Genomic DNA, 26,983 nt, shown 5'->3' with positions numbered 1-26,983 from the left:
AGGATATCGGCTATCACGAACCGTGATGAGCAACCTCAATGTCGACCAGATCCGCTCCTTCCTGGCCGTCCTTGAAAGCGGCAGCTTCACGGCCGCTGCGCAGACCCTCGGCCTGCAGCAATCCACGGTCAGCGGGCATATCGCGCGGCTGGAACAGGCGCTGGGCCGCTCCCTCCTCATGCGGGACACGCATCGGGTCGCCCTGACGCCGGACGGTCAAGCCATGATCGGCTTTGCGCGCGACGTGCTGGAGGCGCACGATCGGCTGCGCGCCTTCTTCTCGCCGGGCGGCCTGCGCGGCCGCATCCGCCTCGGCGTCTCCGAAGACTATACGCTGTCGACCCTGGCCCAGGTTCTGGCGCGTTTCGCGGATGGCCACCCTTCCGTCGATCTGCAGCTGACGGTCGGTCTCAGCCGGGCCCTCTATCAGGGCTACGATGCGGGCGAACTGGACGTGATCTTCTGCAAGCGCCGACGCGGCGATCCGCGCGGTGAATTGGCCTGGGCGGAAGAGCTGATCTGGGTGGGCCGGCCCGGCTTCGTCCCCGATCCGGCGTTGCCCCTGCCCTTGGTCCTCTATCCGCCGCCCTCGATCACGCGCACCCTGGCGCTCGATGCCCTCGAAGCGGCGGGGCGTTCCTGGCGGATCGCCTGCACCAGCGGCAGCCTGATGGGGTTGCGCGCCGCCGTCGAAGCCGGTCTGGGCATCGCGCCGCACTCGGCCCAGGTGACGCCACCGGGACTGGCTCCGATCCCTGAGACGGCCGGATTGCCGCCGATCGGTGAGGTCGAGTTCGTGGTGCTCGGCTCGGGCCGACAGCATCCCGCCGCGACGGCGTTACAGGAGGCGATCCTCGCAAGCACGGCGGAGCTTCAAGCCGTTCCCGAAGGGTGAGGCTCTCGATGCCGAGCCTCGCGCCGCACGTCCCTAGGGCGATGGCCGGTGGCAAGGAGAAATGGAAGTAAGACCGAAACAAAGGCCTTCGGATGCGAGTAGTTGATCCCATGGGCGGCGCCCGGGATGACAGCAAGACGGCCGCGAGGCAGGGCCGCTGCAAGGCTCGTCACAAATGCATAAGGGACGATGTAGTCACGCGTGCCCCAAACCACGAGCGTCGGCTGCGTGACTCGGAGGACCTTTTCTCCGATGCGGTTGCCGACCATGCTGCGTAAGGTCAGGATGTAACGCTTGATCCCACCACGGGCATAGTCGGCGAGCGCCACCCAAGCGAGCGACCAGCGCTCGAACGGTGCAATGGCAAAGAAGCCGACCATTTGCCGGACGAGGCCGCACGATTCCGGGTCCGGCGTCGGCCCCTGCAGGACAAGGCGGTCGACGCGCTGCGGGTGAACGAGGGCCAATTCGACCAGCACCTCGCAGCCGAGCGAATTGCCGATAAAGGCCGCGCGATCGATCCCGATCGCGTCCATCCAGGCCGCCAGCGCATCGGCCAGCTCGCGAACCGTGAGCACGCGGCGAGGCTTCTCACTCAAGCCGAAGCCGGGCAGGTCAGGCGCGTAGACCCGGCGGTAAGGGGCGAGTTGCCGCGCGAGCGGGATCATGTAGCAGCTCGACATCCCGAGCCCGTGGACCAGGATCACGGGCAGGCTGTCATCGGGTACGGGATCGACCGAGACACGGGCATGCATCGTTCGGCCGTTGACGCGGGTGTGCCTTGCCGCGAGCCGGCCCGGACGTTGGCTTTGCTCTCCCCTGGCACGCCGTCGAGCCAGGGAGTTCACCAGGGCCAGACGAACCAGGATTGCGCCAGCCGTCACAACGATCCACCGCAGGGGCACGCAACTTCCCGTTTCAGCCAAAGCCGCTCTCGAACGAAGCGCCGAGAAGAACCAGCCCCGCGAAACGCAACGGCTCAAGAGATTGTTTCGGAGGGCCCAGCTTCCAGCCGTCCGTCAAGGCCAAGGAGCGGGCGGCGTCGGCAAACGGGACGCATTGCCATCCCCAATGCCTCCGAGCGTTTCAAACCTGAAGGGTGGCGAAATCACCCCGAAGCTGCCGGGAGAAGCAAAGCTGTGAAGCCGTGTTCACCATGATGTTTGATTCAAGTCATTGCTGAAAAATGGCCCGCCCATGATTGTCAGCGCCGGCATGCTCCCATGATCTCGACGATCGGCTTGGTTGTTTGTGTGCGGCTCTCGATCGGATCTCTAAAACCTATAGACTTCGAGGCCATGATTGGACAAATCAATATTTCAATATTCCGAACGGATAAGGATGTATTGCAGTGATACAGATTCCTCCGATCAAAATTCTCGTGTCGATCCTGGCGTTTTGGGCCGTGCTCCAAGTCGTTGTTGAACCCGCAGCGGCCTGCTCCCGCTTCGTTTACCTTGGACGAGACGGCAAGATTTTCACGGCCCGGTCGATGGACTGGGAAAAGCCCATCGGAACCGACCTCTACATCCTGCCGCGAGGGATGGCGCGCAATGGTGAGGTCGGGCCTGCTTCGATCCGGTGGGAGTCGAAATATGGATCCTTGGTCGCGACAGCGTTCGACAATTCGACCTCGGACGGCGCCAACGAAGAGGGCCTTACGGCCAATGTGCTCTGGCTTGAAGAGTCGCAGTACCCGGCTTTCGACGGCAAGGGCCCGCCTGGATTGGCAATCTCAGTCTGGGCGCAATACGCTCTCGACAATTTCGCGACCGTCGATGAAGCCGTTGTCGCCCTTGAGAAGCAACCCTTCACGCTTGTGACGAGCGTGATTCCCGGCACTCAGGTCATCGCAAATGTCCATATGTCCCTGTCCGATTCCAGCGGGGACAGTGCCATCATCGAGTATATCGACGGCAAGCAGGTCATTCATCATGGGCGCCAATACCAAGTGATGACGAACTCTCCGACCTACGAGCAGCAGCTTGCCCTTGCATCCTACTGGTCACAGATCGGCGGAACGGTCATGCTGCCCGGTACGAACCGCGCGTCCGATCGCTTCGCCCGCGCCTCCTTCTACGTCAAATCGATCCCGCAGGATGGAGACCCGGATCACCTCTTGGCCAGCGTATACGGCATCATACGCAATGTTTCCGTGCCGCTTGGGCTTTCGACGCCGGAGAAACCGGACATATCCTCCACACGCTGGCGCACGGTCTTCGATCACAAGCGTCGCCTCTATTTCTTCGAATCGGCGCTTTCACCCAACACGTTCTGGACCGACCTGAATCAGATCGATTTCTCCAAGGAAACGGGGAAAGTGCTGAAACTCGATCTCGGCGTCGATCAGGCCAACGTCTTCGCCGGAAACGCGACACGGTCCTATCGCGTGTCGGAGCCTTTTCCCTTTGCCGGACTGCCGCGATAGAGGCCGCTACAAACCGCCTGCGAGCAGAGCAGCCTTTCGGAGCATGAGGCGGACGAAGGCGACGCGATGCAGGTCGGCCAGCGCGCCGGCAGAGCGCTCGTCGTCTTCGACGAGGCGGCGGAAGCGGGTGGCCCAGGCGAAGGAGCGCTCGACGATCCAGCGCCTGGGCGGCAGCTTTATTGTTGTCTTGTATCGCTTCCACCTGTGTGCGCCATGAAGAAGCGCACCATCTCGCGGCTGGCGTCCGGACCGCGCGGATCCGTGTAGGTGCCGTTCGGGCTTCCGCCGGACCAGGCATGACCCGCTCCATGCAGAACCCACTGCTCCAACACCTCTCGGCCCGAAGGATCGGACTGAACGCTGCGGGTGTAGGTCATGCCGCCCGGGCTCTCCCCGTGAGTGACGACTTTCCCCAAGGCTCCCTCCGGCTTGGCTTGAGCGATGATGCGGTCGCCGTTGGCTGCGTTGACGGTGCGGTCCGCATCGCCGTGGAAGACAATGGTCGGGACCGAAGCGCGCGCTCCCAAAGGCTGAGCCGTCCCGCCGCCGTTCATGGCCGCAAAGGCGGAGGGCATATCCTTGGCCGCACCATAGGGAAGCCCGGAATGGACGCCGATCGCCGCGAACAGATCCGGGTAGGTCGCCGCCATGATCGCTGCGGCCGCTCCGCCGGCCGACAATCCCGCGACGTAGACCCGTTTGGGGTCGGCCGAGAACTCGCGGATGACGTCCTGGGCAATCCCCGCGATCAGCGAAGGCTCGCCCGAGCCGCGCTGCTGATCGGCAGCGTTGAACCAGTTCCAGCACTTCTGCATGTTGGCCGATTGAGGCTGGCCGGGATAGGCCACCAAGAAGGTCTGCTCTTCGGCCAGCGCGTTCATCCGCGTTCCGGACGCGAAGTCATCCGGCGACTGGGTACAGCCGTGCAGCATGACGACGAGAGGAAGAGCTTGGCCGGTATAGCCGCTCGGGACATAGACTTTGTATGTCCGGCTGCCCGCCGCGTTTGAGAATGTCCGCTCCTCGTATCGAGCCCCATCCGGGACCGGGATCGGAGCTCGCTGAGGCGATCCGAGGCCATCCCCGAGGCCGGAGATCCCGCCCATCTTGGGAAAGCGCTCGCGCAAGGACCGCAGGGTCTCTGCAAGCCCTTGCCGTTCCGAGGGACTTGTCCCGTCAGCAGGGGCTTCCCCGGCCGTTCCCAGACCGAAGCCCGGTGCGGTCCACGCTCCACCCGGGGCCCGAGGCGCGACCATGTCGATCGTCGACGCGGGTCGTGCGGTGCTGGCGTCCTTGCGGGGTGCACCCTCCGGCGTGCCCGCTTGCGGCTTGGCGGAGGCCGAGCGTCCCTGAAGGAGGGCCATGGCTTCCGTGAGCTGGCCGGCGCGGGTGAGACGGGTCACCTCACCCATGTCGATGCCGGAGAATGCGTTCATGATCACGATCCTGAATGAGGTGGACGGGCCGGGGCGCGTGTCCGGCTTCGCCGCGAAGGCGTTGAGGCGAGGGATCAGGCCGTACGGTCGGCTAGGGCTGCCTTGACCGCCGGTTTGGCGTGGAAGGCGCCGAGCACTTGCACGGAGGCGATGGCGGCACGGGCGAGTTCCGGCGTCACATCGGGGGCGATGCTGGCGAGACCGAGAACCTGGATGTGGAGCGGAGCGCCCGCGTCTCTTGCCGCTTCGAGGTCCTGCCGGGTGTAGTGAGAGAGGCCCAGGCTGAGCTTCTTGCGGGCTAGAGACTGCGTGACGGCATCGCCCTGACGGTCGAGCTGGTTGCGCACGGCCGTTCGGATGAAGTCGGCGCGATTGGCATAGAAGCCGTCTCGAACCAGCAGATCGACACGGCCGAGATCGACAAAGCCGAGGTTGATCGTCAGCTTCTCGCTGTCGGGCGCTTTCGGACGGAGATCTAGAACATCATCTGCCATCCCAGTACCATCCTCAAACCATCCCGTTGGATGGTCCTGAGATGGTGTGCTCGTGGTGTCATACAAGGGGCGGGCGTTTGCGCCTGACCAAGCTGAGATCGCACGCGATGACGCGCCCGCTCTGACCGACGAGCCGCGGACGCATCGATGTTGCCAGTCGTTCCGCGACGTGACGTCGAGCGCATCCGTGACCGCATCGTTCCGCGCCTGACGGTGGGCTCACTGGCAGGCTGCGCTTTTTCGGGCGCGGGAGTCGAATGCACCTTGGCCAGCTGCGTGGCTGGAGCGCCGAAATGTGCGCGGACGACAGCCCGTGTTTGAGGTTTCCGGAAGGTCTGTGGGGTGGGGGCGAGCGGCTCACTTGGCGGCTTTGGCCGAAGGCTCGAAATGCCCCCATTTGGAACGCCGAGGGTATAAGCTTCTGACTTCCTTAAGTCCTGCCGTCTTGGGCGCTCCGATATCGACGCGGAAGGATGGCACGGCCCTGCAGCGGCTCAGGCACATCGAGAATTGATGCGGCGTGTGACGACGTGGGGATAGCCGTCATGGGCTCGAGAGGGGCTGACGTTCGACAGGTCAGCATCTTCTGGCTTGGTTCGTCGCTCTTCGGGTTTGCACGCGCCGAGTGTCGCCTGCCGCAGAGAGGAAGGAGTGGCCTTCAGGGGAGGCTATGCAGTCCAGACACTTGGGAGGAAAACCGTCCCCTTGACGGGGATCGCCGGGGAGAGCAGCCATTTTCTGCTATCATAACCCATTGCCACCATTCGGCTTTCCTAGTGAGGAAATCCCGGTGGAGCCGAGGGAGTGGGAACGGCTTGGCGCCGTTCCCGGGTCGTTTCCTCACACGGGTTTACGTGTGTCCGCGCCGGTGCGGCTGACGTTGCCGCGCTCGTCCTCGACCTCGACTTCGGTGCGGCGCACTTTGTCCGTAATGGTCTCGGTCCGCTGGGACGCGTCCTTGCGGATGCCCACCTCCTCGACGACGCGGGCGTCCTTCGACACCACAGCCTCCTCGCGGCGCTCCGTGGCCTCGATGGTCCTATCCGCGAACAGGGCCTCGTCGGCGGCCGTGACCGGGCGGTCCACGGAGCGGCGCTCGACCTGTACGTTCTCCTCGCGCAGGTTCACTTGCTCGTTGACGGGCGTCTCGACCGCGTAGGATCGGACCCGCACCCGGCCATGCTCGGCCACGCGCTTACCGACGTTGAGCCGCTCCTCGACGACCGGGATGTAGTCCGTCTCGCCCGTCGCTGTGCCGCGCGCTGAGGTGGCGCCGGTAGCCGTTGCCGTGCTGGAAGACGAGGTCGTGCCCGCGGTCGCCGACGAGGCTCCGCTGGTGGTCGCGGCGCCGTAGCCGCTCCAGCCTTCTTTGCGCCAGGTTGCCTCGCGCTCGTCGAGATCGACCGAGCCGTGCTCCTCGAGAATGTCCATCGCCCGGTCGACATGCGAAGCCTCGACCGTGACGGTCAGGAGCGTGCCACCACGGCTCAGGCCCTCGCTGTAGGTGTAGCGGTCCTCTTCCGGCATGAAGGCATCCTTGAGCGAGGCCCAGAAGCCACCCTCGTCGCGGGTGTGATCGTAGCCCTGGCTCGTGCCGGCCTGGGCCGTCTGCGTGCCCGCGAGCAGCCTGATCGAGGATTGCGGGATGCCCGCGGCCACGAGCTTGGCCTGGGCGGCTTCGGCCTCGGCGCGGTTGTCATACATGGCGGTGATGGTCTGGGTCATGGGGTCTGCTCCTTGGGGGGATTTCGCTGACGTGCCCGTCGGCGGACACGCGTTCGACCACGGCGTGCTGCCTGCGCAGCGTCACCGGAACCTCGACCGCCTCGCCCGAAGTGGTCTGGCGAATGTGCACCTCTTCCTTGAGGATGAGGCGCTTCTCGACGACGAGGACTTCCTCCAGGACCGGGATGATGGTCACCCCATTCTCTGTCCTGATCGTTGGGGCGACCTCGCCCTCCGCGATGACCCGGTCGATCGGGATCCGGGTCACGCCGACGACGTCGCTGCGCAGGGTCTCGCGGAGCACGTCGTCGGTGGTTTCGGTGCGGGTCTGCACCCGAACCCGGCCTTTCTCGACGACCCGTTTGTCGATGCGGGCGGTCTCTTCGATAACCGGGATTGTCTCAGTCTCGCCGACCGCGAGTTCGGCTGCGGGCCGGCTTTCCGTCCCGAGCCCGTGCGGGTCGTTCTTGGTCGGGTCCGCGCTCATGCGCGGGGCTGCCTGACTGGGACGCCGACGGTCCGCGTGACCGTCGGATCGACCGCGGCACTCCGACCGGCGAAGTAGGCGGCCAGCGCGCCGAGGATCAGAGCCAGGGCCCCGTAGAGCGCCGCTTGCGAAGCGGTGCGGGCCGCGGTGTCCGCTGCCTGCTTGGCTTGCTCCTTGGCCTTGGCCGTCGCTTCCTTAAACTGTTGGATATACTGCTGGACCTGGGTCCGGGCCTGCTCCACCGGGATGTTCTGTGCCTTGGCGAGCGCCTGCGCCGCCTTCTCCGAGGCCTGCGCCTGTTGGGCATCGTCCCCGGTGACCGCCGCGCGCATGGCGCTGACGGCTGCGTCCTTGAGCGCGGCCGGATCCTGGCCATTGGCGCCGGAGCGGAGCTGGTTCTCGATGCTGGAGAAGGGATCCGAGATCTTGCTCAGCGACGGCGCTGCCGTCTGCGCCACAGTCTGGATCGAGCCGCCGGCCGCTCGGCCGAGGCCGCCCACGGCACCGGACGCGGTGTTGAAGGCGCCCCCCACGAGCCCGCTCACGGCCGAGGAGAGCAGGTAGAAGATCACCAAGGTGGTGACCGCCCAGGAGGTCAGGCCGTGGTAGCCGGTGGTGGATTTCGAAGGCTTGCCCGACAGGCGCCCAGCGAGATAGCCGCCGGCAGCGGAAGCGAGGATGCCGGAAACCACCCACCACAACCCTGCGCCCATGCCGAGCGAACTGGCGCCCGGCGTGCCGTCTCCGGCCGGGTCGACCGTCGAGAGGCCGACACCGAGGCCGAGCATGTTCAGGATCACTTGTAGGACCAGGGCCGCGACGGCACCGGCGAAGACGGCGCCCCAGGAGATCTGATTGAGCGCGACGGTACGCAGGTCCTCGGCCGGGGCGACCATACTGGTTTGCGGCACGTGGCGGTCATGGATGTCGCGGTCACCTGGTCCGCGGACTGGGTCTGTGACGGTGGCCATGGCGGACTCCTGAAGTGGGAAAGGGGGCGAAGGGCGGCGGGGGAGGATCAGAGCACCCGGCGGCGGTCGATCAGGGCGTGGTAGAGCCAAAGCACCACGACGGCGCCGACGACGGCCACCAGCAGGCTGTAGAGATTGAGCCCGGAGACGCCCGGCTGACCGAACTGGTTGAACAGAAAGCCGCCGACGACGGCGCCGACGATGCCGAGCAGGATGTCAACGACGAGCCCCTGGCCGGTGTTGTTGACAATCCGGCTCGCGACGAAGCCGGCGACGAGGCCGAGAATGATCCAGGCGAGGAGAGACATGGGCGTGGCTCCTGATGGTCGCGCAACATCGCGCCGGACCGCTCCGGTGCACGGTGCGCGATGACTCGGATCGAGCGGGCGCGGTTGCGTTGGGCCGCTGCCTAGGTGGGCGGGCGGCGAAAGCGTCTCGGTTTCGGCGCTGTCTGGACGTGCACCGCCTCGATGGTCGCGATCTCGGCCGCGGCTTCCGCCTCCGCCCGTGCGTCACCGAAGACTATGGCAACGGCCTGCTTGATCAGGGCATGCGCGTGGTCATTCGACAGAACCTTGCGGCCCTTGCCCATGGCCCGCACCTCGTGTTGATCTTGCGATCACTGCTGAGATGCTCGAGCCGAGCAGAGCTACTACAGCCATAAACCGGCCAAACAATCGATGTTCCGGAGGTTTACATATTAATATTTCAAACTAATCGGGTTAGTGTTTCTAGCCTAATTTTCCCGGCTTCGTGTTTCCATTCGGTGCAAACTCGCCGATGCCTCGCTCTCTAGCCCAGACCACGACAGCGCTCCGGCGATTGACCCCGATCTTGCGATAGAGGCTGGCGAGATGATTGCGCACTGTGCTCAGCGACAAACCAAGTTCGGCCGCGATCTCCGAGTCGGTGGCGCCCTTGCAAATACCGAGCAACAGATCGCGCTCGCGACGTGTGAGCTTTTCGACGAGAGCAGCCGGCTTGCCGGGTGGCGGCGGGTTGCGCATCAACGCCAGCTTTTCGATGACGCCATGGCTGAACCAGGACGCGTCCGCCATGACCGTCTCGATGGCGGCGATCAGCTCCGTCTCCGTGCGCTTGCGAGCGGTGATGTCCTGCATCGCGCAGAGGACGAAGGTCTCGCCGTTGATGCGCACCGGCTCGGCCGAGACCAAGCAGTCGAGGATCTCACCTTCCCGGTTACGCAGGCGCGCCTCGAAGCCTCGGACCTGCCCCGCCTGCTTCAGCATGCGCTTGAATCGGGCCTGCTCGGCCTCCTCCACCCAGAGGCTGTCCTGCGCAGCGACGGTCCCACCCACCGTTCCGGACCGGTGGCTGCCCGGATCTCCGAACATGGCAGCGAAGGCCTCGTTGACGTTCGAGGCCAGCAATGCGTCCGTGCTGAGGAGGGCGGTGGGAACCGGGCTGAGCTGAAAGGCCTTGGCGAAGCGCTCCTCGCTGAGCTTCAGCTCCATCTCGGCTTTGCGGCGATCCTCCAGATCGGCGAAGGTGAACAGCATACAGCGCTCGCCGCCGGGCATTCGGATGGGATGGCCAGCGACGATGACGTACTTCTCACTATCGGCGGGCACATTCAGGCAGGCTTCCATCTGCGGGATGGTGTCGCCAGCGTGCAGGCGTTCGACCGCGAGCGCCCGACACTCTGCCTGCGTCAGCAGGTCGATCTCGCAGAAGGAGTGGCCGAGCACTTGATCACGGGCATAGCCGGTCAGGTCGAGAAAACCCTGGTTGACCTTGACGTAGCGCAGGTCCGCCAAGCGGCAGACCAGGGCCGGTGCCGGGTTGGCCCGGAACATGTCCTCGAAACGGGCCTCGGCCTCGTATCGATCGCTGACATCCTGCATCACCAGCGCCAAGCCGGTGAGTTGGCCCTCGCTGTCGGTGGTGACGAGGGAGCGGATGCGGTGCATCCATCGCTGCTCCGGAGCGCGGAAGTGGTGCACTTCGACGACCGTGTCCCGGAAGAGCTCACCCGTCAGCAGTCGCTCGACGGGATGCTGAAGCGGGCCGATATCGGCGTGGCTGCGATACTCCAGAACGAAGTTGCGCCGGTACTCGGCGACCGTCTCGCCGAGCTCATCGAGCGCGGCCACGCCGTGCATCGTGAGCGCGGCCCCGTTGGCGTAGGAAATGGTCTGATCCGGCTCGATCAGGATAACACCCTCACTCAAGCCGGCCACGACCTGCCGCATCCGGTCGCTACGATCCGTCATCTCGCGTCTCCGCCGTCTGAACGGACAACGCCGCCGCGCCCGCGCAGGTCACAACGCGAGCGTTGATGTCGAGACGTGATGCGAGATGACCCTACGGAAACGGGAGACGAAAGCAGCCCGGCAGCGTTGAACGCAGTGTGCCGGGAGCATCGGCGCAGCATCGAGAGGTTTTACGCCGCATGCTGATCGACGAAGCCGCCGCCCCGCGCCCGCCAGCCCAGGTGCCGCCCCCCTTGGTGCCCGGTTTGCGCGGGCTCCTGACCCTCGCCGTCGGCGTCGTGCTCGTGACAGCCCTCTACTTCGGGCGTGAGGTGTTCATCCCGCTTGTGCTGGCGGTTCTCCTCAGCTTCGTCCTGGCTCCTGTCGTCAATCTGCTGCGCCGACTCAGGCTCGGCCGAGTGCCATCGGTCATCGTCGCCGTCCTGCTCGCGCTCACGGTCATCGGCGGCATCGGAGCCGTTATCGGTACCCAGGTCGCGGGGCTCGCCGGCGACCTGCCGCAATACCAAGCCACCGTGCAGAAGAAGTTCGCCGGGCTGCAGGCAGGTTGGCTCGGCAATGCCAGCCGGATCTTCCAGCGTTTCAACCACCAAGTCCACAACGCCACCCAGAAGGCGGATGCCGCCGGTACTGCAGCGTCGACGGGCCCCGCGGGCGACACCCCGAAGGCTCAACTCGTTAAGGTTCAGGAGCCCGATCCGTCACCCTTTACCCTCGCCGAGAAGGTGCTTGGTCCCATTGTCGAGCCGTTGACCACGGTCGGCATCGTCCTCGTCGTGGTCGTGTTCCTGTTGCTCCAGCGAGAAGACCTGCGCAACCGAATGATCCGCCTGTTCGGATCGGGTGACCTGCACCGGACGACGATGGCCATGGACGACGCGGCCGGCCGGCTTGGCACATACTTCCTGGCCCAGCTTGGCATGAATGCGACCTTCGGCTTCATCATCGGCCTCGGTCTCTGGTTCATCGGCGTGCCCAATCCGCTCCTGTGGGGCGTGTTCTCCGCGCTGATGCGCTTCGTGCCCTATATCGGCGCCTTCCTCTCGGCCCTGTTCCCCCTTGCTTTGGCCGCCGCAGTCGACCCAGGCTGGTCCATGGTCATCGCAACGGCCATCCTGTTCCTGGTGGTTGAGCCCCTGTTCGGCCATGTGATCGAGCCGCTGCTCTACGGGCACTCGACCGGTCTCTCTCCCTTCGCGGTTATTGTCTCGACCCTGTTCTGGGGGTTCCTGTGGGGGCCTATCGGCCTGATCCTGGCCACGCCCTTCACCGTGTGCCTCGTGGTGCTCGGGCGGCACGTCGACAGCCTGGAGTTCCTCGACATCATTCTCGGCGACCGGCCGCCGCTGACGCCGGTGGAGAACTTCTATCAGCGCATGTTGGCCGGAGACCCAGACGAGGCACGCGACCTCGGCGAGGCCATGCTGAAGGAGCGCTCGCTGTCCTCCTACTATGACGAGGTGGCACTGAAAGGGCTTCAGCTCGCCGCCAACGACTACGCTCGCGGGGTCGTGACGCCGGCGCAGCTGGAGAACATCCGCGCTTCGGCACGCTCGCTCGTCGAGGATTTCGAGGATCGACCCGACGTCGAGCCGTCAGGCGAGGACAAAGCGGTCAACCCGAATGAGACGCCGACGCTGGCCGAGCGGACGCACTTCAAGAGCGAGGCCGTCCCTGGGCAGGCACCGCCGCGCGAGATGCTACCCGAGGCGTGGCGGGGCGAAACACCGGTGCTGTGCGTCGCTGGGCGCGGCCCCCTCGACGAGGCCTCCTCGGCCATGCTGGCCCAGCTGCTGCGCAAGCATGGACTTGAGGCCCGCGTGGTTCCGTACGGTGACGTCTCACGCGAGCAGATCCGCAACCTAGATCTGACGGGAGTGGCGATGGTGTGCATCTCCTACCTCGACATCACCGGCAGCCCGGCTCACCTGCGCTACCTCCTCGAACGGCTCCGGAAGAAGACGCCTACCGTGAAGCTGCTGGTCGGGTTGTGGCCCGAGGGCGAGAAGGTGCTGACGGATGCCTCCCTCGGTCGGCAGGTCGGAGCCGACGTCTACGTTTCCTCGCTCCGGCAGGCCGTTGAGGCCTGCCTCGAGGCTGCGACAGACGGTTCCGAAACTGTCGATCGGGCGGCTTGAACTCGGGTGGGGGCGAGCACGTCTGATCGGCCCGTCGGTGACCCAGGGCGCGCAGACCCGGTCGTAGCGCAACGCGTCGATGAAGGTGAGCGTACGGAGCACCACAATGAAAACGCTTCAGGCCCGCCTCATAGCACTCGCGATGATCTTAGGAGGCGCTTCGGCAGCGCCTTTGACTCTGGCTCTGGCTCAAACGGCCGCCTCGCCCGCAGTCAACAATTGGGCTGAGCTCCGAGCCGTACTGGCATCCTGCTGGACGGTGCCGGCGGACACGGAAGGGTCGCAGATCGCCTTCCGTTTCGGCCTGAACAAGACAGGGGGTATGCGGGGCCCACCGCTCGTCACGTCACGGCAGCTCAAGGGCGATCAGGAGGCGCGGAAACGGTTCGAGGATGCCGCCTTCGAGGCGCTGTCTCGGTGCTTTCCGATGAGGATCACCCCCGCATTCGGAGCGATCCTCGGCGAGAGCCCCATCAGGCTGAGACTCGTCAACACCCCACCGACGGCAGCGTACCAGATCAACAACAACATCACGATCTTCGCGCCACGATGAGGCTGGTTCGGAGACCGTCGCCACCGACTTCGAGAGAGTCCTGGCCCAGCGGCCTGACATTGATTGGACGCCGGGCGACTGACGCACCGCGCGCAAGATCACCGCTCCTACTCTCAGTTAGCCATGCCGTCAGAAGACCACGAACTCGAGCTTTCACCCCTGTCCGGCCCCGTGATGCGAGAGGGCGTGACGGTCTTGGTCTACATCTACCGCTTCGCCGGTACCGATGAAGGCTGGACCTGATCGGCCCCCACGCGGTGGTCCAAGTTCTAAGTTAGTGCAGGGTCGGCCTTTGCTCCACGGGTCGCTTGGCCGGCGGAGCCGACCGAGTGAGCGCAGCCGGCCAAGCGGTGAAGGCCGGCACGAACACCTCCGGGGCCGGTGGTCGGTAGCCGAGCGAGGCGTGCGGGCGCACGCTGTTGTAGTGTAGACGCCAACTCTCGATCACGATCTGCGCCTCCTTGAGCGTGTAGAAGATCTCACCGTTCAAAAGCTCGTCCCGTAGTCGTGCGTTGAAGCTCTCGACGTAACCGTTCTCCCATGGCGAGCCGGGTGCGATGTAGGCTGTTCTGGCGCCGACACCGGTGATCCAGGCCTGCACGGACTTGGCGATGAACTCCGGACCGTTGTCCGAGCGGATATGGCTGGGCACGCCGCGCAGGATGAACAGGTCGGACAGCACGTCGATCACGTCCGCCGCCTTCAGCTTGCGTGCGACGCGGATCGCTAGGCACTCCCGCGTGAACTCATCGACCACGTTCAGCATCCGGAACTTGCGGCCCTCGTGCGTGCGGGCTTCGACAAAGTCGTAGGACCAGACGTGATCGCGACGCTCCGCCCGCAATCGCAGGCAGGAACCATCCCCGTCCCAGATGCGGCCGCGCTTGGGCTGCCGAGACGGGACCTTCAGCCCCTCGCGCCGCCAGATCCGTTCGACCCGCTTGTCGTTGACGAACCAGCCCGCCGCCTTCAGCAATGCACCGATCTTCCGGTAGCCGTAGCGCCCGTACTGGCGAGCCAGTTCCACGAGGTCGGCTGTCAGCGCGGCCTCATCCTCTCTTCCCCGCGGCACCTTGCGCTGCGTCGAGCGATGCTGCCCGAGCGCCCGACAGGCGCGGCGCTCGGAGACGTCTAGGACGTTCATGACATGCGCGATGCAGGCGCGTCGGCGCGCGGGGCTGGTCAGTTTCCCCGAGCGGCCTCCTGCAGGATCAGCTTGTCGAGGGTGAGATCCGCAATCGCCTTGCGCAGCCGCTGGTTCTCAACCTCCAGGTCCTTCATCCGTCGAACCTGATCGCTCTTCAGGCCGCCGTACTCCTTGCGCCAGCGGTAGTAGGTCACTTCCGTCACGCCGATGGCCCGGATCGCCTCCGCCACGCTCTGGCCCTGCGAGACCAGAACATCCACCTGCCGCAGCTTGGCGACCACGTCTTCCGGCTTGTGCCGCTTCGTTCCCATCTGTCCGTCCTCATCTGGCTCAAAAGCCATACCTCAGGGCGGACCACTTCAGTGGGGGCGGATCAGCCAGAGGGCGGCAGCGACGACACCAGACATTCTCCGCGCGCTCGCGATCGCTGCTCGCACGACGGCGTCCGCGCCTTCAACTTCAGCACGCTTTTCCAGATCAAGCAGCTGCTGAAAAAGATGTTCCTGCTCGCTGACTGGAAAACCAGGTTGCTCTTCCGCCAACAACGCAACAAGTTCGCGCATGAAGCGGCAGCCTTCTTCCTGGGCTTGCTCGGCCATGACCAATTCTCCGACGACGCGTTTCGCCGATTTTCCTGGTACGATGGCCCATGCCTTTGCGCTCCAATCCATGTTGCTTCCCGGATGGATGGCAGACAGGCGATCTTGGTCCCGGCGGGTCGGCGCCGCCTCCTCCAAGGGCTCGTGCCTACGAAAATGCCCCGCGCGGCTGAGCCGGCGGGGCAAGTCTTCGGAGGGACCGCCACAGTCCACTGAACGGGCAATCCGCTTCCGAAAGCGTTGTTCAAACTCAGTGCGAAATCATACCGTCCGAGAAGATCAAAACCTGCAACGGCTGAGCTGGGCGGGATTGATGCGACGTGAGCGGCCGACGCTCGTCCCTCGTCGTTTCGGTTCCGGCAACTGAACCCGCGCCGACGCAGGAGGTTGAGCAGGGGCCAACAAGAAGCCTTGGAGGAAACCAATGTCCCGTCTGCATCTACTCTGCGGAGCTGTCGCTTTCGCCGCCTTGAGTTTTGGCCCGGCAGCGTTTGCGCAGGAAGGCGGCCCATGCACGGATGATATCGCCAAACTGAAACGCGAACTCGGTACACAGGTCGGGATGGGGGCACCTGTCTCGGAGCCGGATTACGGTCAGCAGAAAGGCCCCAATGATACAGCAGGTAGGAGCGCCACAGCGGGCGCTGCGACCACTAACACGGCCAAGCCGGTCGGAACTCCAGAGACGGATCGCGCACAGCAAGGCGGCGCCTCCCGTGAGAGTGGCGGCTCCCCGGGCACGGTGGGTGGCGTTTCTGGACCGGTCGGCGCGGCCGCTGGTTCAGGGCAGGCCGATGCTGTTGCGGCCGGTCGCGTGGCGACTTCACCCGAGGACGTCCGTCGTCAGTCGGAGAACCGCCCGACCGCTGCTGCGGACGCGGCAAAAGGCGGCGATGCTAAAGCTTCACCCGAACGCTCGTCCGAAGATAAGGTCTCTCAGGCTAAAATGGCGCTACAAAAAGCGGTGGACCTGAACGCCAAGGGTGACCAGAGCTGCCGTGAGGCCGTCAAGCAGGCTCAAAACCTGATGCCCCAGCAAGGTCGTTGAGCAGCGAGTGCTTCAACGATAGGCATACGACTGGAACAGATGAACTCACGGCTGTCCACTTCCGATTAGTCGGCCGGAAAAGCTGGCGATCAGAAAGCCGGATTTTGGGTGGTCACCGCGCTTGGCGCCACTTCAGATAGGCTTGGTAAATCTCCTCCTTTCCGGCCGGTCGCTCGGGCTGTGACTGAAAGAACCGGTCCAGGTCCGGCTGGGCAGCGGCCTCCTGCTCCTTGTGGCGGTCGAGCCACTCCTGCGCCGGCCGGAAGCGCCTCCAGCCCTTCACCGAGGCCGCGAAGTTGACCTCCCGCCATTTCGGATGCCGCTGCGGAGCCAGAAACTTGTCGAACTGGCCGAAGAAGGCGTCGACGAAGCGGACGAGCTTCTCATAGCGCGCTGATCCTTTCGGGCTGTTGTACACCCCGAGGACCGTGCCGACCGCGACGGTCTCCACCGCCTGTTCGCCGACAAACTTCGGATAATCAGTCCGGGTCAGGGTCGCGGGGACATAGGCTTCATTCATCGTGTCCGGGTAGGGCGCCGTCACGAAGTGGAAGCGCTCACCCGGATCGAAGCCCGCAATGAAAGCCACCGGCTTAGCCGCCACCGACACGACAGCCTGAATCTCGCCATTGCGTAGCATCTCGAGGGCGGTGGGCTGATCGACGTTGATCCCCTCCACAGTGACGCCGAGCTCGCGAAACATGGCCCGGCCGCTGTAGTCGGTGCCGCTGCCCTTGACGTCGAAGCTGACCCGCTTGCCGGCGAGATCGCTAACGGTCCGAACCGAATTCGGTGCGATGATATGCAATTCGTCGTCGAAGAGCTTGGCAATGTATTGAATTTGCCGCTCAATGTTACTCAGGCGCTTGTCTTGCCGCAGCTGGTCCAGGGTATCGGTGCGAACGAAACCCAGATCAACGCCCTTCAGGAACCGGATGTCATAGGCGTTTTCTCCTGCTCCCTTGCCGAGCATCGGCAAGATCCGCAGCTTATCGCCGTCATCCAGCACGAAGGCGAGCTCGGCGCCGACGCGGAAGTAGGTTCCGCCGGGCGTGCCGGTCACCACCGTGACGGTGTTGGCGTTCATGCGCTCGCCGAGGGCAGCTTCCGTTGCGGGGGCGGCCTCGACCGGTGCGGTGTCTGGGGCTGCCGCGACAGGGTCGTTCGCCACCAAGGCGATCCCGAGAAGTGCGGCGTACAGGGCAAGCCTCGACATGTGCGTGTCCCTCGGTGATCGTCGGACTTTCTTCAAGGCGTGCTGTCAGCGGCCGGTCGCGGCGAGCAGCCGCTCATCCGTCTGGTTTTGAGCTGCGGCCTTCGCGTACAGGCTCCTGGCGAGATCCGGATCGGCCCGCAGGCCGCGCACGTTCCAGCGGCGCAGCATGTCCGCATCCCAGGTCTGTGCCAGGAGGAAGGTCGCGTTCGGTGCGTTGCGCGCCTGTGCGCGCTCCAACAGAAGTCGGGCGCCGCTGATATCGCCGAGCCGTATCAGACCCCTGGCTCGCTCCACCAGCGGGTCTGCCTGGAGCGTTGGCCGTGTGGTCTCCACGGGACGTCTGAGCGGCGCAGCCTCGCCCTCAGCGGCGGGCCTTTTCTCCGTGACGGCGGGCGAGGCCGGACGGTCGATCCCCGCTGTGTTCGTGAGAGGCGTGCCACGGGCCGACGGCACCACGACGCCCTCGGCCGTGGCCGATGCGTCGGGAGCCGCAGCGCTGGCGACGACTTGAGGGGGCGACAGGGTTCCGCGAGTCGCAGCCGCAGTCTTCTCGGGGCTGCGTGGTTCGTCGCCGGCGGCAGTGGCCCGATCAGGACCGTCGGGGCGGAAACTGACGTTGAGAAGGCTCGTCGCGACATCGACCTGCCCGCCGGACCCCGCAGTCCAGATCGCCGCGACGGCGAGTGAGAAGCGGCTCTCGCGCTCGTCGGTCTGCGTGATTTTGATGTTCGGGAGATCCCACGCTTTGATGTCTACGTCCCTTGTCTCGTCTGACGGCGAGAAAGTGTTGGTCGAGTCGCTGATCGTCACGCCTTGGGGCAGGCCCAGCAGGAGGATGGATTCGATCGAGACCCTGCCTGTGCGGACAAGCTTGATTTCCAGCGGGAGAGGGGTGCCGAGCTTCCCGGAGACATCGTGTGCAGCAAAGAAGAGATCAGATGTCTTGCCTTGACCGGAATCTGCATCGCTTCTGCTGCCGGGTGCCGCGACGTCGGCAGGAGGCTGGCCGTCCGCGACTTGCGCAAATACCGGAAGACTAAAATAGACTACCGAAACGAGCGCTATCATTGCCGGAATGTAGCCGGACATATTCGTGCGATGTGTTTCCATCGGATGCAATCCTTGTCAGGCGCGTTCCGCTAGAAGTTAGCATCGGATACAGTGCTTCCTACTTTGCGTCAATTAATTTTGGTTAGTATTTGCCTCGCAGGTGCGGGCAATTGCGGCGAACTCAGCCGTATTTCGAGCGATGCCGACGCAAGATTTCGTGATGCCAACGGAATCGAGGCTGGTTCACGGCCGCTGGCGGTCGTCCTTCTGCCAGTTCGCACCGTTGCGCTCTTCGGGTGCAATCGAGCAGGCTTCTGCAATGAACTGGCCCCGCCCGGCTCAGCCGCGGCGAGGTTCTTCCGTGCATCAGCCTACATCGAGCTGCTCCGCCCGACCTACCCCGGAAGATTTATTCGGTGGCCTGCGCGCGGGGTGAGTGTCCACATGCGCGATCCGAGATCACCATCGGGCCGATCACACCGTCGTGCGTGAAACGCCGGAGGACGCGGTGCAGGCGCCACGTATGGAGCGACGGGCAAAAGAGCCGTGACCAAGAAGCGAGGGAGGGTCCACTTCTGAGGCTCAAAAGCCATCAGGCTCGGCTCTTGTGTTCTCTTGAGAGGCGGTAACCCGTTGTTTCTGCTGCGCGCACGCGTACCGCAGCAACCAACTCATCGAACATAGGGGAGGCGAGAGAGCGGCTCGCCGCGAGATAGTATGTCTCCCAGCCGACCGAGAGGAAATCGAGGCCGAGTCGTTCGGCCGCAACGCGCACGCCGAGTCCGGCATCAGCCGCTCCGCAGGCGACCATCGCCGCGACCGCCTGATGCGTGAACTCCTCGACGGCGTAGCCCTGGATTGCGTCCGGCGAAAGACCGGCCTTCGCCAACATGCGGTCGAACCAACTGCGCGTGCCTGATCCCGGCTGGCGATTGACGTAGCGCACCCCCCCGGCGGTCAGGTCGGCGAGGGTGCGGATGCCGAGCGGATTGCCGGGGGCGAGCAGCAGCCCCTGCTCGCGCTCGAACAGCGGGCGCGGCACGAGCCCAGCGCTCGAACTCACGCCCGAGAACGGAACATCCGCCTGTTCGGGGGTCAGCGCCCCGCAATGGAAGCCCGCAGCATCGACGCCGCCGTCAAGGAGGAGCTTCACCGCCGTGCTGCTGCCCATCACCGACAGTCGGATCTGGCCGTGCTCGGCCGGGAGCTCGCGCAGGACCTCGATCAGCAGCGGGTCGTGACTGGCTGCGAGCGTCAGCACTTCGGATCGGCCGGTGAGCAGACGCCGCAGACGATGCTCAATGGCGCGGGTCTCGCGTCCAAGGTTCGCGTCTAGCCCCGCGACCGCGGAGGTGAGCGCTTCGGCCAGGGCAGCCCCGAACTCCGTGAGTTCAGAGCCTTGGCCGCGGGTCTTGCGCACGAGCGGCTGGCCTAGAGCCATTTCGTACATCTGCAGTCGGCACCAGGCCGTGCGATAGGACAGGCCGAGGGTCTCGCTCAACCCCTTGATCGACTTCGTTCTCCCGATCGCTTCGAGCGCCACCATCAGGTCAGACACCTCAAGTACGTTCGAACCGATTTGCATCGAACCGACGAGTCGGACGGAGACGACGACAGTCCCCCTATCGGCAGTCGAATTCATATTGATGGCGCTCCAATTGTCGTAGACAACCGGATACGCCAAAATCTCGTGTCGTGTCGTGTCGCGTCGCGCCATAACGGCGGCCCGATCGAGGTGACGCGGGTCAAAGGCGGGTAGCCGCCGCGTGCGACGCCTTGCAGTGCAGGAACCACGCCTTCGAACAGTCGAACTTTGCCAGATTTCGTCGAAGTCGCTGGGACCGATCCGGAACCTTGAGCAATGGCTGCTTATCTGACCGTCGGCGACCTTTTCAAAGCTAAGACCGTTACCGACGAGCAGGTGAGCGCGGCTGTCGAGACGTATCTGATGAAGCCCGACACGTCAGCGCATACGATCGCCGACGGCTACACGGTGGACCTTGCTGCGGCCGTCGAGAGCCACGGCTGGGCAAGCCAAATCACGGCCCGTCCGAAAACAAATCCCATTCTGAAGCGAGCCGCGGTTCAGACGGCGATCCTGCTGGCCCGTGTGAGGAGGGCGCGGACCAGAGTCAAAAGGGATCGGACCATCCCCGCGGGCGAGCCATGAAGCAATCGGTGCTTTATTCAGCGATGGGGTTCGCGCGTTTCTCCTTCCCGGTACGATGCAGATACCGTTTTTCGGCATGCAGCAGGAATCACGCGCGGCTCTCTGGTTGCCGACATCGGCCCCGCGATCGAGCGCACCCGCCCTTACATCGGGGATTGGTAGCGGACTGGGACGCTTCCGTTCGGAGGGGCAGCACCGAGATGGGACAACAGCAACGGACCTCGATAATGTCCGTTCATTCCCCGCTGACGATATCCTTGGGCCGTGGATGCAATCGCCACGGCCTGGGCAGAAACCGGTAAGGTCTGTCGGGGCATGTATGCATTCGCGAATCGAGGCTCGGAGTAATCGGCGTACTGCCGGCTGCTTCTCCTTGTGGAGAATGGCAAACACCCGATGTCTGGAACGGATTGCCGCGAGCGTCTCGAAGAAGACCGTTTGAATGCGCTCCAGGCACTTAATCTCCTCGATACGCCTCCGAGCGAGAGCTTCGACCGCATCACACGGATGGCCAGCCAGATCTTCAACCTGCCGATCTCGGCGGTGTCGTTGACGGATCGCGACCGGCAATGGTTCAAGTCGCGCATCGGTGTCGATCACTGCTCCATCCCACGGGACAAGGCGCCGTGCGGACAGGTTGCCGAAAGCGCCGAAGTCCTCGTGATCCCCGATTTCGCGCAGGACGCCTTCTACGCCGACAGCGTGCTCGGCCGCTCCGGCATCCGCTTCTATGCCGGCGCACCGCTGGTCACGCGCGAAGGCTACAGCCTGGGTGCCCTCTGTGTCCTAGGAACCGAGCCGCGCACGGTCTCTCCGGCCGAGATCGCCGCCCTCACGGACCTCGCCGCGATGGTCATGGCGCAGATCGAGTTGCAGCACGCATTCGGCCGGGTCGATCCGTTGAGTGGCCTGCCCAGCCGGAACCAGTTCCTGGACGACCTCGCCGATCTCGCCGCCGAGCATCCGGACGAGGCCAGGATCGCTGTGCTCATCGATCTCGGCCGACCCGAGCAGGTCAGTGCCTATAGCCGCGTCATGGGTCCGGGCCGCGTCGACGATCTGGTGCGGGAGGCCGCGCGGGAGTTGCGGCGCCTCATCGGCCCAGGGCGCAAACTCTACCACACGGCGGCCACGCAGTTCACCTTTCTCGCCCCACGCGGGGCTCAGCAGGACGACTATGTCCGCCTCCTCGCGGACGAGCACCGGCAGGCGCGGCAGCGCTCCATCACTGGGATGCTGCTGACGAGCGCGATCGGTGTGAGCGTGTTCAAGCCTTGCACGACGGCGCCACAAGACGCGCTGCGCTCCCTCTACAGCGCGGTTCAGGACGCGCGGTCGTTGCACGATCTCATCAGCGTCTACTCGTCCGTTGCGGATGAGGCCTACCAGCGCCGGTACCAACTGCTCCAGGATTTCGGGCCGGCCCTCCACGCCGACGACCAGCTACGCCTTGTTTTCCAGCCGCGCATCGACCTGTCCACCGGTCGATGCATCGGCGCGGAGGCGCTGCTGCGCTGGGACCATCCAGAGTTGGGGCCAGTGTCCCCCGGCGAGTTCGTGCCGGTGATCGAACTCTCGCCCCACGCGCGGGCGATGACGGCCTTCGTTCTCGAGAGGGCGCTGGCGCAGGCGCGCTGCTGGCAGGATGCCGGGCACAGCTTGGTGATGTCGGTCAACATCTCAGCCGCGAACCTGATCGAATCCGGCTTCGGCCAGTCGGTCGAGGCCGGCCTTCGGCGCCACGGCCTTGCGCCCGGGCAGTTGGAAATGGAAGTGACCGAGAGCGCGATCATGCAAAATGCTGAACAGGCGCGACGTCAGTTGGACTTGCTGGCCGCGGGCGGCATTCGCTTGGCGATTGACGACTTTGGGACAGGCTACAGCAGCCTGGCCTACCTGCAGGACATCCCGGCGCACGTCGTGAAGATCGATCAAAGCTTCGTGCGCAAGCTTGCGGACGGCGAGCGGGAACGATCGCTCGTCCACTCGATGATCCACCTCTCGCATGATCTCGGCTACCGGGTGGTCGCGGAGGGCATCGAGACGGCGGAGGCAGCCGATCAGGTCAGGGCCATGGCCTGCGATGAAGCGCAGGGCTATCTCTTCGCCCGCCCGCTGGAGATCGGGACATTTGAGACGTGGCTCAGGGAGCATGAGCAGGACGCCCGGTACGAGCCGGCACTGGCCAGCTGATCCGCAGCCTCTCCGGCGGCCTCGCTCCGCCACCGATCCCCGATGTAGGGGCGGGTCCGCTCGATCGCCGGGTCGATGCCTGCAGAGGGTGGGCTGACGAGTCTTGACGCTGCGCTTGCGCGCGGACGGTCCTCCTTCGAGCCACTCAATCCGTAAGCGTCGTCCGGGCACGATCTCGGCGGTGTACGCGCCTTCTAGAGCCGTATCCGTCCCATTGCATCAGGCCGGCGTCTCAAGCTCCCCGTTTCAACGCGCATTCTTTCGGCGAACCAGTTACCACTTCGTCGGAATGCGCTCTAGGCTGACTTTCTATCAATTGGCGACACGGCTCACGCGTCACAGCGCGGACGCTCTCAGCCAGCCATCCGGTGGTCTGTGCCGGCTTGATAGGTCTGGGCCGTTCCCTTCCGGGTGCGCTTGGCGGCGTAGAGCGCCGCATCGGCCTGACGAAGGAGGACGTCGCGGTTCTGCGCGGCCGCGCTCGACCACGCGATACCGATTGTTCCCGTCACACGGGCGATGTGGCCATGTCCGTGCATGACGATCTCAAGTTCGTGCAGGAGGCGCCGCACCTTCCGATCAAGTCCTACGCGATCGAGACCGGCCGGCATCACGACCGCGAACTCGTCGCCCCCCAGCCGAGCTGGAAGACACCCGTCATCGCAGAAAGCGCGCAACCGATCGGCGACACCGCGCAACACCGCGTCGCCTGCTGCATGGCCGAGGACGTCGTTGACGCCTTTGAAGCCGTCGAGGTCGATCAGAAGCACGGCCACGTCGTCGTCCGCAGCGCGCGCTTCGTGCAGCCGTCCATCGAGAACACGGTGAAACTCGGCCCGGTTGGCCAGCTGGGTCAGGTCGTCGGTGCAAGCGAGGTGGCGCAGGCGCTGCTCCAAGCCGTGCCGTTCGGTGATGTCCTGGATCAGACCGATGAGGGCAACGGGTTTGCCCTTGGCCAACTCGATCTCGCAGGAGTACCGCACGCGCCGCGCGTTGCCTTTGGCGGTTATGAAGTCGCCGTCCATCTCGAACGGCTCGCCCGTGTCCAGCGTGCGCCTGACCGCGGCGACGAATAGGGAGCGATCGGGCTCGGGGAAATAGTTCATGATCTCGCCGTTCGGCACACCGGCGCTGACGGGCCGTTCGTGGATGGCGAAGACACCGTCCGACCAGAGGGTGAACTGCTTCTCGATGTCGTATCGGTACGATCCCATGTCGGCCATGCGCTCCGCCTGCTTGAACTGGCGGCGTTCGCGCTCCAGCCGCTCTACGGCTCGACGGTGCTCTTCGGCGGCCTTGGCAGCACGGAGAGCGACGGCCCGGGCCTCAATCAAGGCTTCGGCGACGCAGGCCAACTCTTCGAGAACCTCCAAGTCGGTTGAGGTCGGCTCGCGCGGCCGCTCGTCAAGGACGCAGAGCGTGCCGATCGTAACGTGGCCGCTGTCTGGCCGCCGGACCCGCAACGGGACGCCCGCGTAATAGCGGATATACGGTGAGCCTGTGACAAATGGGCTTTCGGCGAAGCGAGGGTCGAGGCGAGCGTCCGCTACGGTGAGCGGCGCCTCGGTTTCGACCACGACCGGGCAGAACGCCTGAGCCCGCGCCGTCTCCGGTGCCATGGGACCGCAGCGTGCCTTGAACCATTGGCGCTCCGGAGCAATCAGGGTGATCGAAGACATGCCGGTGCCAAGCATGCGTTGTGCAAGCTTCGCGAGTGTATCGAACTCGCGCTCGGGTGGCGTGTCGAGGAGGGCAATCTCGGCCAACGCATTTTGGCGAAGTGCCTCGCGCTGATTGTCCGACATGTGCCGCCCCACCCCCATGTAGCCTCGCCGAGGCAAAATGCGGTGATGGCTGTACGACGACAGGGTTTAACCACCCGTGACGTTGCTCAACGTTTCATCGATCCCGGTGGCGCTCCAAATGCGCGAACACCGTGTCGTCGTTGACGCGAAGCGTCCGCTTACGCCTCGCCTCACGGTGGGGCAGACAGGCGCCTATTTACTGAGTCTCGTCGTCCGGCTCTGTCTCACCACGTCCCAAGGAGCGGACGTTCACAGCGGCCGCTAAGCGTCGAGAGCGGCGTTTCAGCCCTTGCCGGTCCAAGGTTGGCTCATGGCGCACAGCAATCAGTGCGTCTCCGATCCGGGTTAGCTAAGTCGTCCAGCTTGCCCGAACCTGCTCCATAGCAGGAAGGTGGCGCCGCCCCGCCACGCTCCTGCGTGGGCGACGGGCGGCCGGGTCAGCTGATACCCTAACCAACTTTGGTCGCCATCGCGATCTGGGCAAGCTCGGCCATCACGTCGTCCGGCAGCGTCAGGTCGGCAGCGGCCAGGTTCTCGCGCAGATGCGCAACCGATGAGGTGCCAGGAATCAGCAGGATGTTGGGCGCGCGGCGAAGCAGCCAAGCAAGCGCTACCTGCATCGGCGTTGCCCCGAGCCGCTTGGCGACCGCGGATAGGGTTGTCGACTGCAGCGGGCTGAAGCCGCCGAGAGGAAAGAACGGCACGTAGGCCGTGCCGGCCGCCGCGAGTTCCTCGATCAATGCGTCGTCAGCCCGGTGCACGAGGTTGTAGGCGTTCTGTACGCAGACGATGTCGGTGATGGACCGTCCCTCCGCGACCTGAGCCGCCGTCACGTTGCTGAGCCCGATGTGACGCACAAGGCCCTGACGCTGAAGGTCGGCCAAGATCGTGAGCGGCGCCTCGATTGAGCCTTCGGCAGGCCCATGCACGTCGAACATGATGCGCAGGTTCACGACGTCGAGCACGTCCACGCCAAGGTTGCGCAGGTTGTCGTGGACCGCGCCTGTAAGATCTTCGGCGGAGTAGGCTGGATTCCAGGAAGCGTCCGCGCCCCGGCTTGCCCCGATCTTGGTGACGATGGTCAGGTCGTAGGGATAGGGATGAAGCGCCTCCCGAATGAGCTGGTTGGTCACGTGCGGTCCATAGAAGTCACTGGTGTCGATGTGGTTCACGCCACTCGCGATCGCCTCCCGCAGGACGGCAATGGCTCCCGCCGGGTCTTTCGGTGGGCCGAACACTCCGGGTCCGGCGAGTTGCATCGCCCCGTACCCCAGGCGCTTCACGGTGCGATCGCCCAGCGCGTAGGTGCCGGCTGTGTTGAAGTCGCCCATCAGGTCTCTCCTTTGCGGTGCGTAGGGATTTAGACCCTTCCGCATTGCGCGATAATACGGTTTAATCGGCACAAGCTGTGCGAGATTGCGAACAATGGCGATGGATCTCGGCGATCTTGCCGCCTTCGTCTCCGTCGCGGAGGCAGGCGGCTTTCGTGAAGGCGCTCGCGCGAGCGGCACGAGCGCCTCCGGATTGAGCGAGGCGGTGCGCCGGCTGGAGACGCGCCTCGGCGTCAGGCTGTTCAACCGCACCACGCGCAGCGTCGCGCCGACCGAGGCCGGCGCGCGTCTCCTTGAGCGTTTGACCCCCGCCTTGGGCGAGGTCGAAGCGGCGCTGGACGTCGTCAACGGCTTTCGCGACCGGCCGGCCGGCACGCTCCGGCTCAACGTGCCGGTCAGCGCGGCGCGCTTGGTGCTGCCCAGGATCGTTCCGCCTTTTCTCGCGGCCTACCCCGATATCCGCCTCGACGTGGTCGCAGAGGACAGCTTCGTGGACGTACTGGCTGCAGGGTGTGATGCTGGCATCCGGTACGACGAGCGGCTCGAACAGGACATGATCGCCGTCCCAATCGGCCCCCGGCAGCAGCGCTTTGCCACCGCGGCTGCGCCGGCCTACCTTGACCGCCACCGCCACCCGCAACACCCGAGCGAGCTTCTGGACCACGCTTGCATCGGAGGACGTTTCGCGAGCGGCGCGACGATAGCTTGGGAGTTCGAGCGCGACGGCGAGGTCGTCCGCGTCAATCCGAGCGGCCCGCTGATCGTGCGTGTCGGAGCCGCGACCGATCTCGCGGTGGACGCGGCGGTCGCAGGTGTTGGCATCATCACGCTGTTCGAGGATTGGCTGCAGCCGCATCTCGACAGCGGCGCCCTGGAGCCCGTGCTGGAGCCCTGGTGGCAACCGTTTTCGGGGCCCTTCCTCTACTATCCCGGGCGCCGCTATCTCCCGGCGCTCCTGCGTGCCTTCATCGACTTCATCGGCCGGCCGCACCGGTCGCGCTGACGGCTCCCTACGCGTCTCGTCGGCCGGTGCCGAACACCTCAGTCGTGGATGAGAGCGGCA

At 64.9% G+C, this 26,983-nt stretch carries 24 protein-coding genes; 8 read left to right on the top strand and 16 right to left on the bottom strand.

The genetic code is table 11. The features are described 5' to 3' along the window. The first annotated feature begins 25 nt into the window (after positions 1-25). Positions 26-895: a LysR family transcriptional regulator gene (locus tag MSPGM_RS19240; RefSeq protein WP_015857292.1), complete on the top strand. Its 870-nt coding sequence runs from the start codon at positions 26-28 to the stop codon at positions 893-895. On the opposite strand, the gene MSPGM_RS19235 is transcribed toward MSPGM_RS19240, so the two are convergent. Beyond that, on the bottom strand, positions 874-1,800 hold the full coding sequence (locus tag MSPGM_RS19235) for an alpha/beta fold hydrolase (RefSeq protein WP_043766492.1): 927 nt from the start codon (positions 1,798-1,800) through the stop codon (positions 874-876). The two genes, MSPGM_RS19240 and MSPGM_RS19235, sit on opposite strands and share 22 nt — an antisense overlap. Before the next feature lie 446 nt (positions 1,801-2,246). Here MSPGM_RS19235 and MSPGM_RS19230 point away from each other — a divergent pair, with 446 nt between their 5' ends. After that, positions 2,247-3,323, top strand: coding sequence for a linear amide C-N hydrolase (locus MSPGM_RS19230; protein ID WP_410007695.1), 1,077 nt, complete (start codon positions 2,247-2,249; stop codon positions 3,321-3,323). Positions 3,324-3,499: 176 nt separating this feature from the next. On the opposite strand, the gene MSPGM_RS19220 is transcribed toward MSPGM_RS19230, so the two are convergent. From MSPGM_RS19220 to MSPGM_RS19185, 8 genes are all read right to left on the bottom strand, one after another. Next, complete coding sequence (locus MSPGM_RS19220; protein WP_056456603.1) at positions 3,500-4,759, bottom strand: alpha/beta hydrolase family esterase; 1,260 nt, start codon at positions 4,757-4,759, stop codon at positions 3,500-3,502. Positions 4,760-4,833: 74 nt separating this feature from the next. Further along, on the bottom strand, positions 4,834-5,253 hold the full coding sequence (locus MSPGM_RS19215; RefSeq protein ID WP_056456606.1) for a hypothetical protein: 420 nt from the start codon (positions 5,251-5,253) through the stop codon (positions 4,834-4,836). An 840-nt stretch (positions 5,254-6,093) separates the two neighbouring features. Next, positions 6,094-6,978 (bottom strand): YsnF/AvaK domain-containing protein, encoded by an 885-nt coding sequence (locus MSPGM_RS19210; protein ID WP_056456608.1) that lies wholly within the window; start codon positions 6,976-6,978, stop codon positions 6,094-6,096. Then, on the bottom strand, positions 6,950-7,465 hold the full coding sequence (locus MSPGM_RS19205) for a YsnF/AvaK domain-containing protein (RefSeq protein WP_261925894.1): 516 nt from the start codon (positions 7,463-7,465) through the stop codon (positions 6,950-6,952). Before MSPGM_RS19205 ends, MSPGM_RS19210 begins: the two co-directional genes overlap by 29 nt. Next, a complete protein-coding gene (locus tag MSPGM_RS19200; RefSeq protein WP_056456615.1) occupies positions 7,462-8,436 on the bottom strand; it encodes a hypothetical protein in 975 nt (324 codons plus the stop codon). Before MSPGM_RS19200 ends, MSPGM_RS19205 begins: the two co-directional genes overlap by 4 nt. Before the next feature lie 47 nt (positions 8,437-8,483). Further along, positions 8,484-8,744, bottom strand: coding sequence for a GlsB/YeaQ/YmgE family stress response membrane protein (locus tag MSPGM_RS19195; protein ID WP_003598482.1), 261 nt, complete (start codon positions 8,742-8,744; stop codon positions 8,484-8,486). A gap of 101 nt (positions 8,745-8,845) precedes the next feature. Further along, the gene (locus MSPGM_RS19190) at positions 8,846-9,028 is read right to left on the bottom strand and encodes a hypothetical protein (protein WP_012605360.1); all 183 of its coding nucleotides are present in this window, start codon (positions 9,026-9,028) and stop codon (positions 8,846-8,848) included. Between the two features lie 139 nt (positions 9,029-9,167). Beyond that, positions 9,168-10,670: a helix-turn-helix transcriptional regulator gene (locus MSPGM_RS19185; protein ID WP_056456618.1), complete on the bottom strand. Its 1,503-nt coding sequence runs from the start codon at positions 10,668-10,670 to the stop codon at positions 9,168-9,170. A 179-nt stretch (positions 10,671-10,849) separates the two neighbouring features. Between MSPGM_RS19185 and MSPGM_RS19180 the strand changes: the two genes are divergently transcribed. Then, a complete protein-coding gene (locus MSPGM_RS19180) occupies positions 10,850-12,808 on the top strand; it encodes an AI-2E family transporter (protein WP_056456621.1) in 1,959 nt (652 codons plus the stop codon). A 106-nt stretch (positions 12,809-12,914) separates the two neighbouring features. Beyond that, complete coding sequence (locus MSPGM_RS19175; RefSeq protein WP_261925893.1) at positions 12,915-13,361, top strand: hypothetical protein; 447 nt, start codon at positions 12,915-12,917, stop codon at positions 13,359-13,361. 274 nt (positions 13,362-13,635) lie between these two features. On the opposite strand, the gene MSPGM_RS19170 is transcribed toward MSPGM_RS19175, so the two are convergent. Then, positions 13,636-14,819, bottom strand: a protein-coding gene (locus MSPGM_RS19170) for an IS3-like element ISMex5 family transposase (RefSeq protein WP_209688052.1) whose coding sequence is annotated in 2 segments (ribosomal slippage) — positions 13,636-14,555 and positions 14,555-14,819 — 1,185 coding nt in all. Because the reading frame shifts where the segments join, the coding sequence is not laid out codon by codon here. A 48-nt stretch (positions 14,820-14,867) separates the two neighbouring features. Next, positions 14,868-15,107 carry a hypothetical protein gene (locus tag MSPGM_RS19165; protein ID WP_261925892.1) on the bottom strand — a complete coding sequence of 80 codons (240 nt, stop codon included), beginning with the start codon at positions 15,105-15,107 and terminating at the stop codon, positions 14,868-14,870. A gap of 424 nt (positions 15,108-15,531) precedes the next feature. On the opposite strand from MSPGM_RS19165, the gene MSPGM_RS19160 reads away from it, so the two are divergent. After that, entirely contained in the window at positions 15,532-16,155 is a 624-nt protein-coding gene (locus MSPGM_RS19160; RefSeq protein ID WP_082482489.1) for a hypothetical protein, read from the top strand. 112 nt (positions 16,156-16,267) lie between these two features. On the opposite strand, the gene MSPGM_RS19155 is transcribed toward MSPGM_RS19160, so the two are convergent. From MSPGM_RS19155 to MSPGM_RS19145, 3 genes are all read right to left on the bottom strand, one after another. Further along, positions 16,268-17,371: a TAXI family TRAP transporter solute-binding subunit gene (locus MSPGM_RS19155; protein ID WP_056456630.1), complete on the bottom strand. Its 1,104-nt coding sequence runs from the start codon at positions 17,369-17,371 to the stop codon at positions 16,268-16,270. A gap of 45 nt (positions 17,372-17,416) precedes the next feature. Then, entirely contained in the window at positions 17,417-18,481 is a 1,065-nt protein-coding gene (locus MSPGM_RS19150) for a hypothetical protein (protein WP_261925891.1), read from the bottom strand. A gap of 532 nt (positions 18,482-19,013) precedes the next feature. After that, the gene (locus tag MSPGM_RS19145; RefSeq protein ID WP_056456704.1) at positions 19,014-20,063 is read right to left on the bottom strand and encodes a substrate-binding domain-containing protein; all 1,050 of its coding nucleotides are present in this window, start codon (positions 20,061-20,063) and stop codon (positions 19,014-19,016) included. 219 nt (positions 20,064-20,282) lie between these two features. On the opposite strand from MSPGM_RS19145, the gene MSPGM_RS19140 reads away from it, so the two are divergent. Both MSPGM_RS19140 and MSPGM_RS19135 read left to right on the top strand, forming a co-directional pair. Continuing rightward, entirely contained in the window at positions 20,283-20,591 is a 309-nt protein-coding gene (locus tag MSPGM_RS19140) for a hypothetical protein (RefSeq protein ID WP_056456637.1), read from the top strand. Positions 20,592-20,987: 396 nt separating this feature from the next. Then, positions 20,988-22,784, top strand: a complete 1,797-nt coding sequence (locus MSPGM_RS19135; RefSeq protein WP_261925890.1) for a putative bifunctional diguanylate cyclase/phosphodiesterase — start codon at positions 20,988-20,990, stop codon at positions 22,782-22,784. 353 nt (positions 22,785-23,137) lie between these two features. On the opposite strand, the gene MSPGM_RS19130 is transcribed toward MSPGM_RS19135, so the two are convergent. Both MSPGM_RS19130 and MSPGM_RS19125 read right to left on the bottom strand, forming a co-directional pair. Then, complete coding sequence (locus MSPGM_RS19130) at positions 23,138-24,589, bottom strand: sensor domain-containing diguanylate cyclase (protein WP_261925889.1); 1,452 nt, start codon at positions 24,587-24,589, stop codon at positions 23,138-23,140. 449 nt (positions 24,590-25,038) lie between these two features. Then, positions 25,039-25,920, bottom strand: coding sequence for an aldo/keto reductase family oxidoreductase (locus MSPGM_RS19125; protein ID WP_056456646.1), 882 nt, complete (start codon positions 25,918-25,920; stop codon positions 25,039-25,041). Positions 25,921-26,014: 94 nt separating this feature from the next. Here MSPGM_RS19125 and MSPGM_RS19120 point away from each other — a divergent pair, with 94 nt between their 5' ends. Further along, positions 26,015-26,923: a LysR family transcriptional regulator gene (locus MSPGM_RS19120; RefSeq protein ID WP_261925888.1), complete on the top strand. Its 909-nt coding sequence runs from the start codon at positions 26,015-26,017 to the stop codon at positions 26,921-26,923. The last annotated feature ends 60 nt before the right edge of the window (positions 26,924-26,983 follow it).

The sequence above is a fragment of the Methylorubrum sp. GM97 genome (assembly GCF_024347855.1).
In the GTDB taxonomy this organism is placed as follows: Bacteria; Pseudomonadota; Alphaproteobacteria; order Rhizobiales; family Beijerinckiaceae; genus Methylobacterium; species Methylobacterium extorquens.
This window is presented reverse-complemented; position numbering and strand designations above follow the sequence as displayed.

Coding starts and splice junctions, on each gene's coding strand:
- MSPGM_RS19240 (WP_015857292.1), top strand. CDS start 26: ATGAGCAACCTCAATGTCGACCAGATCCGCTCCTTCCTGGCCGTCCTT.
- MSPGM_RS19220 (WP_056456603.1), bottom strand. CDS start 4,759: ATGAACGCATTCTCCGGCATCGACATGGGTGAGGTGACCCGTCTCACC.
- MSPGM_RS19215 (WP_056456606.1), bottom strand. CDS start 5,253: ATGGCAGATGATGTTCTAGATCTCCGTCCGAAAGCGCCCGACAGCGAG.
- MSPGM_RS19210 (WP_056456608.1), bottom strand. CDS start 6,978: ATGACCCAGACCATCACCGCCATGTATGACAACCGCGCCGAGGCCGAA.
- MSPGM_RS19205 (WP_261925894.1), bottom strand. CDS start 7,465: ATGAGCGCGGACCCGACCAAGAACGACCCGCACGGGCTCGGGACGGAA.
- MSPGM_RS19200 (WP_056456615.1), bottom strand. CDS start 8,436: ATGGCCACCGTCACAGACCCAGTCCGCGGACCAGGTGACCGCGACATC.
- MSPGM_RS19195 (WP_003598482.1), bottom strand. CDS start 8,744: ATGTCTCTCCTCGCCTGGATCATTCTCGGCCTCGTCGCCGGCTTCGTC.
- MSPGM_RS19190 (WP_012605360.1), bottom strand. CDS start 9,028: ATGGGCAAGGGCCGCAAGGTTCTGTCGAATGACCACGCGCATGCCCTG.
- MSPGM_RS19185 (WP_056456618.1), bottom strand. CDS start 10,670: ATGACGGATCGTAGCGACCGGATGCGGCAGGTCGTGGCCGGCTTGAGT.
- MSPGM_RS19180 (WP_056456621.1), top strand. CDS start 10,850: ATGCTGATCGACGAAGCCGCCGCCCCGCGCCCGCCAGCCCAGGTGCCG.
- MSPGM_RS19175 (WP_261925893.1), top strand. CDS start 12,915: ATGAAAACGCTTCAGGCCCGCCTCATAGCACTCGCGATGATCTTAGGA.
- MSPGM_RS19165 (WP_261925892.1), bottom strand. CDS start 15,107: ATGGCCGAGCAAGCCCAGGAAGAAGGCTGCCGCTTCATGCGCGAACTT.
- MSPGM_RS19160 (WP_082482489.1), top strand. CDS start 15,532: ATGTCCCGTCTGCATCTACTCTGCGGAGCTGTCGCTTTCGCCGCCTTG.
- MSPGM_RS19155 (WP_056456630.1), bottom strand. CDS start 17,371: ATGTCGAGGCTTGCCCTGTACGCCGCACTTCTCGGGATCGCCTTGGTG.
- MSPGM_RS19150 (WP_261925891.1), bottom strand. CDS start 18,481: ATGGAAACACATCGCACGAATATGTCCGGCTACATTCCGGCAATGATA.
- MSPGM_RS19145 (WP_056456704.1), bottom strand. CDS start 20,063: ATGAATTCGACTGCCGATAGGGGGACTGTCGTCGTCTCCGTCCGACTC.
- MSPGM_RS19140 (WP_056456637.1), top strand. CDS start 20,283: ATGGCTGCTTATCTGACCGTCGGCGACCTTTTCAAAGCTAAGACCGTT.
- MSPGM_RS19135 (WP_261925890.1), top strand. CDS start 20,988: ATGTCTGGAACGGATTGCCGCGAGCGTCTCGAAGAAGACCGTTTGAAT.
- MSPGM_RS19130 (WP_261925889.1), bottom strand. CDS start 24,589: ATGTCGGACAATCAGCGCGAGGCACTTCGCCAAAATGCGTTGGCCGAG.
- MSPGM_RS19125 (WP_056456646.1), bottom strand. CDS start 25,920: ATGGGCGACTTCAACACAGCCGGCACCTACGCGCTGGGCGATCGCACC.
- MSPGM_RS19120 (WP_261925888.1), top strand. CDS start 26,015: ATGGCGATGGATCTCGGCGATCTTGCCGCCTTCGTCTCCGTCGCGGAG.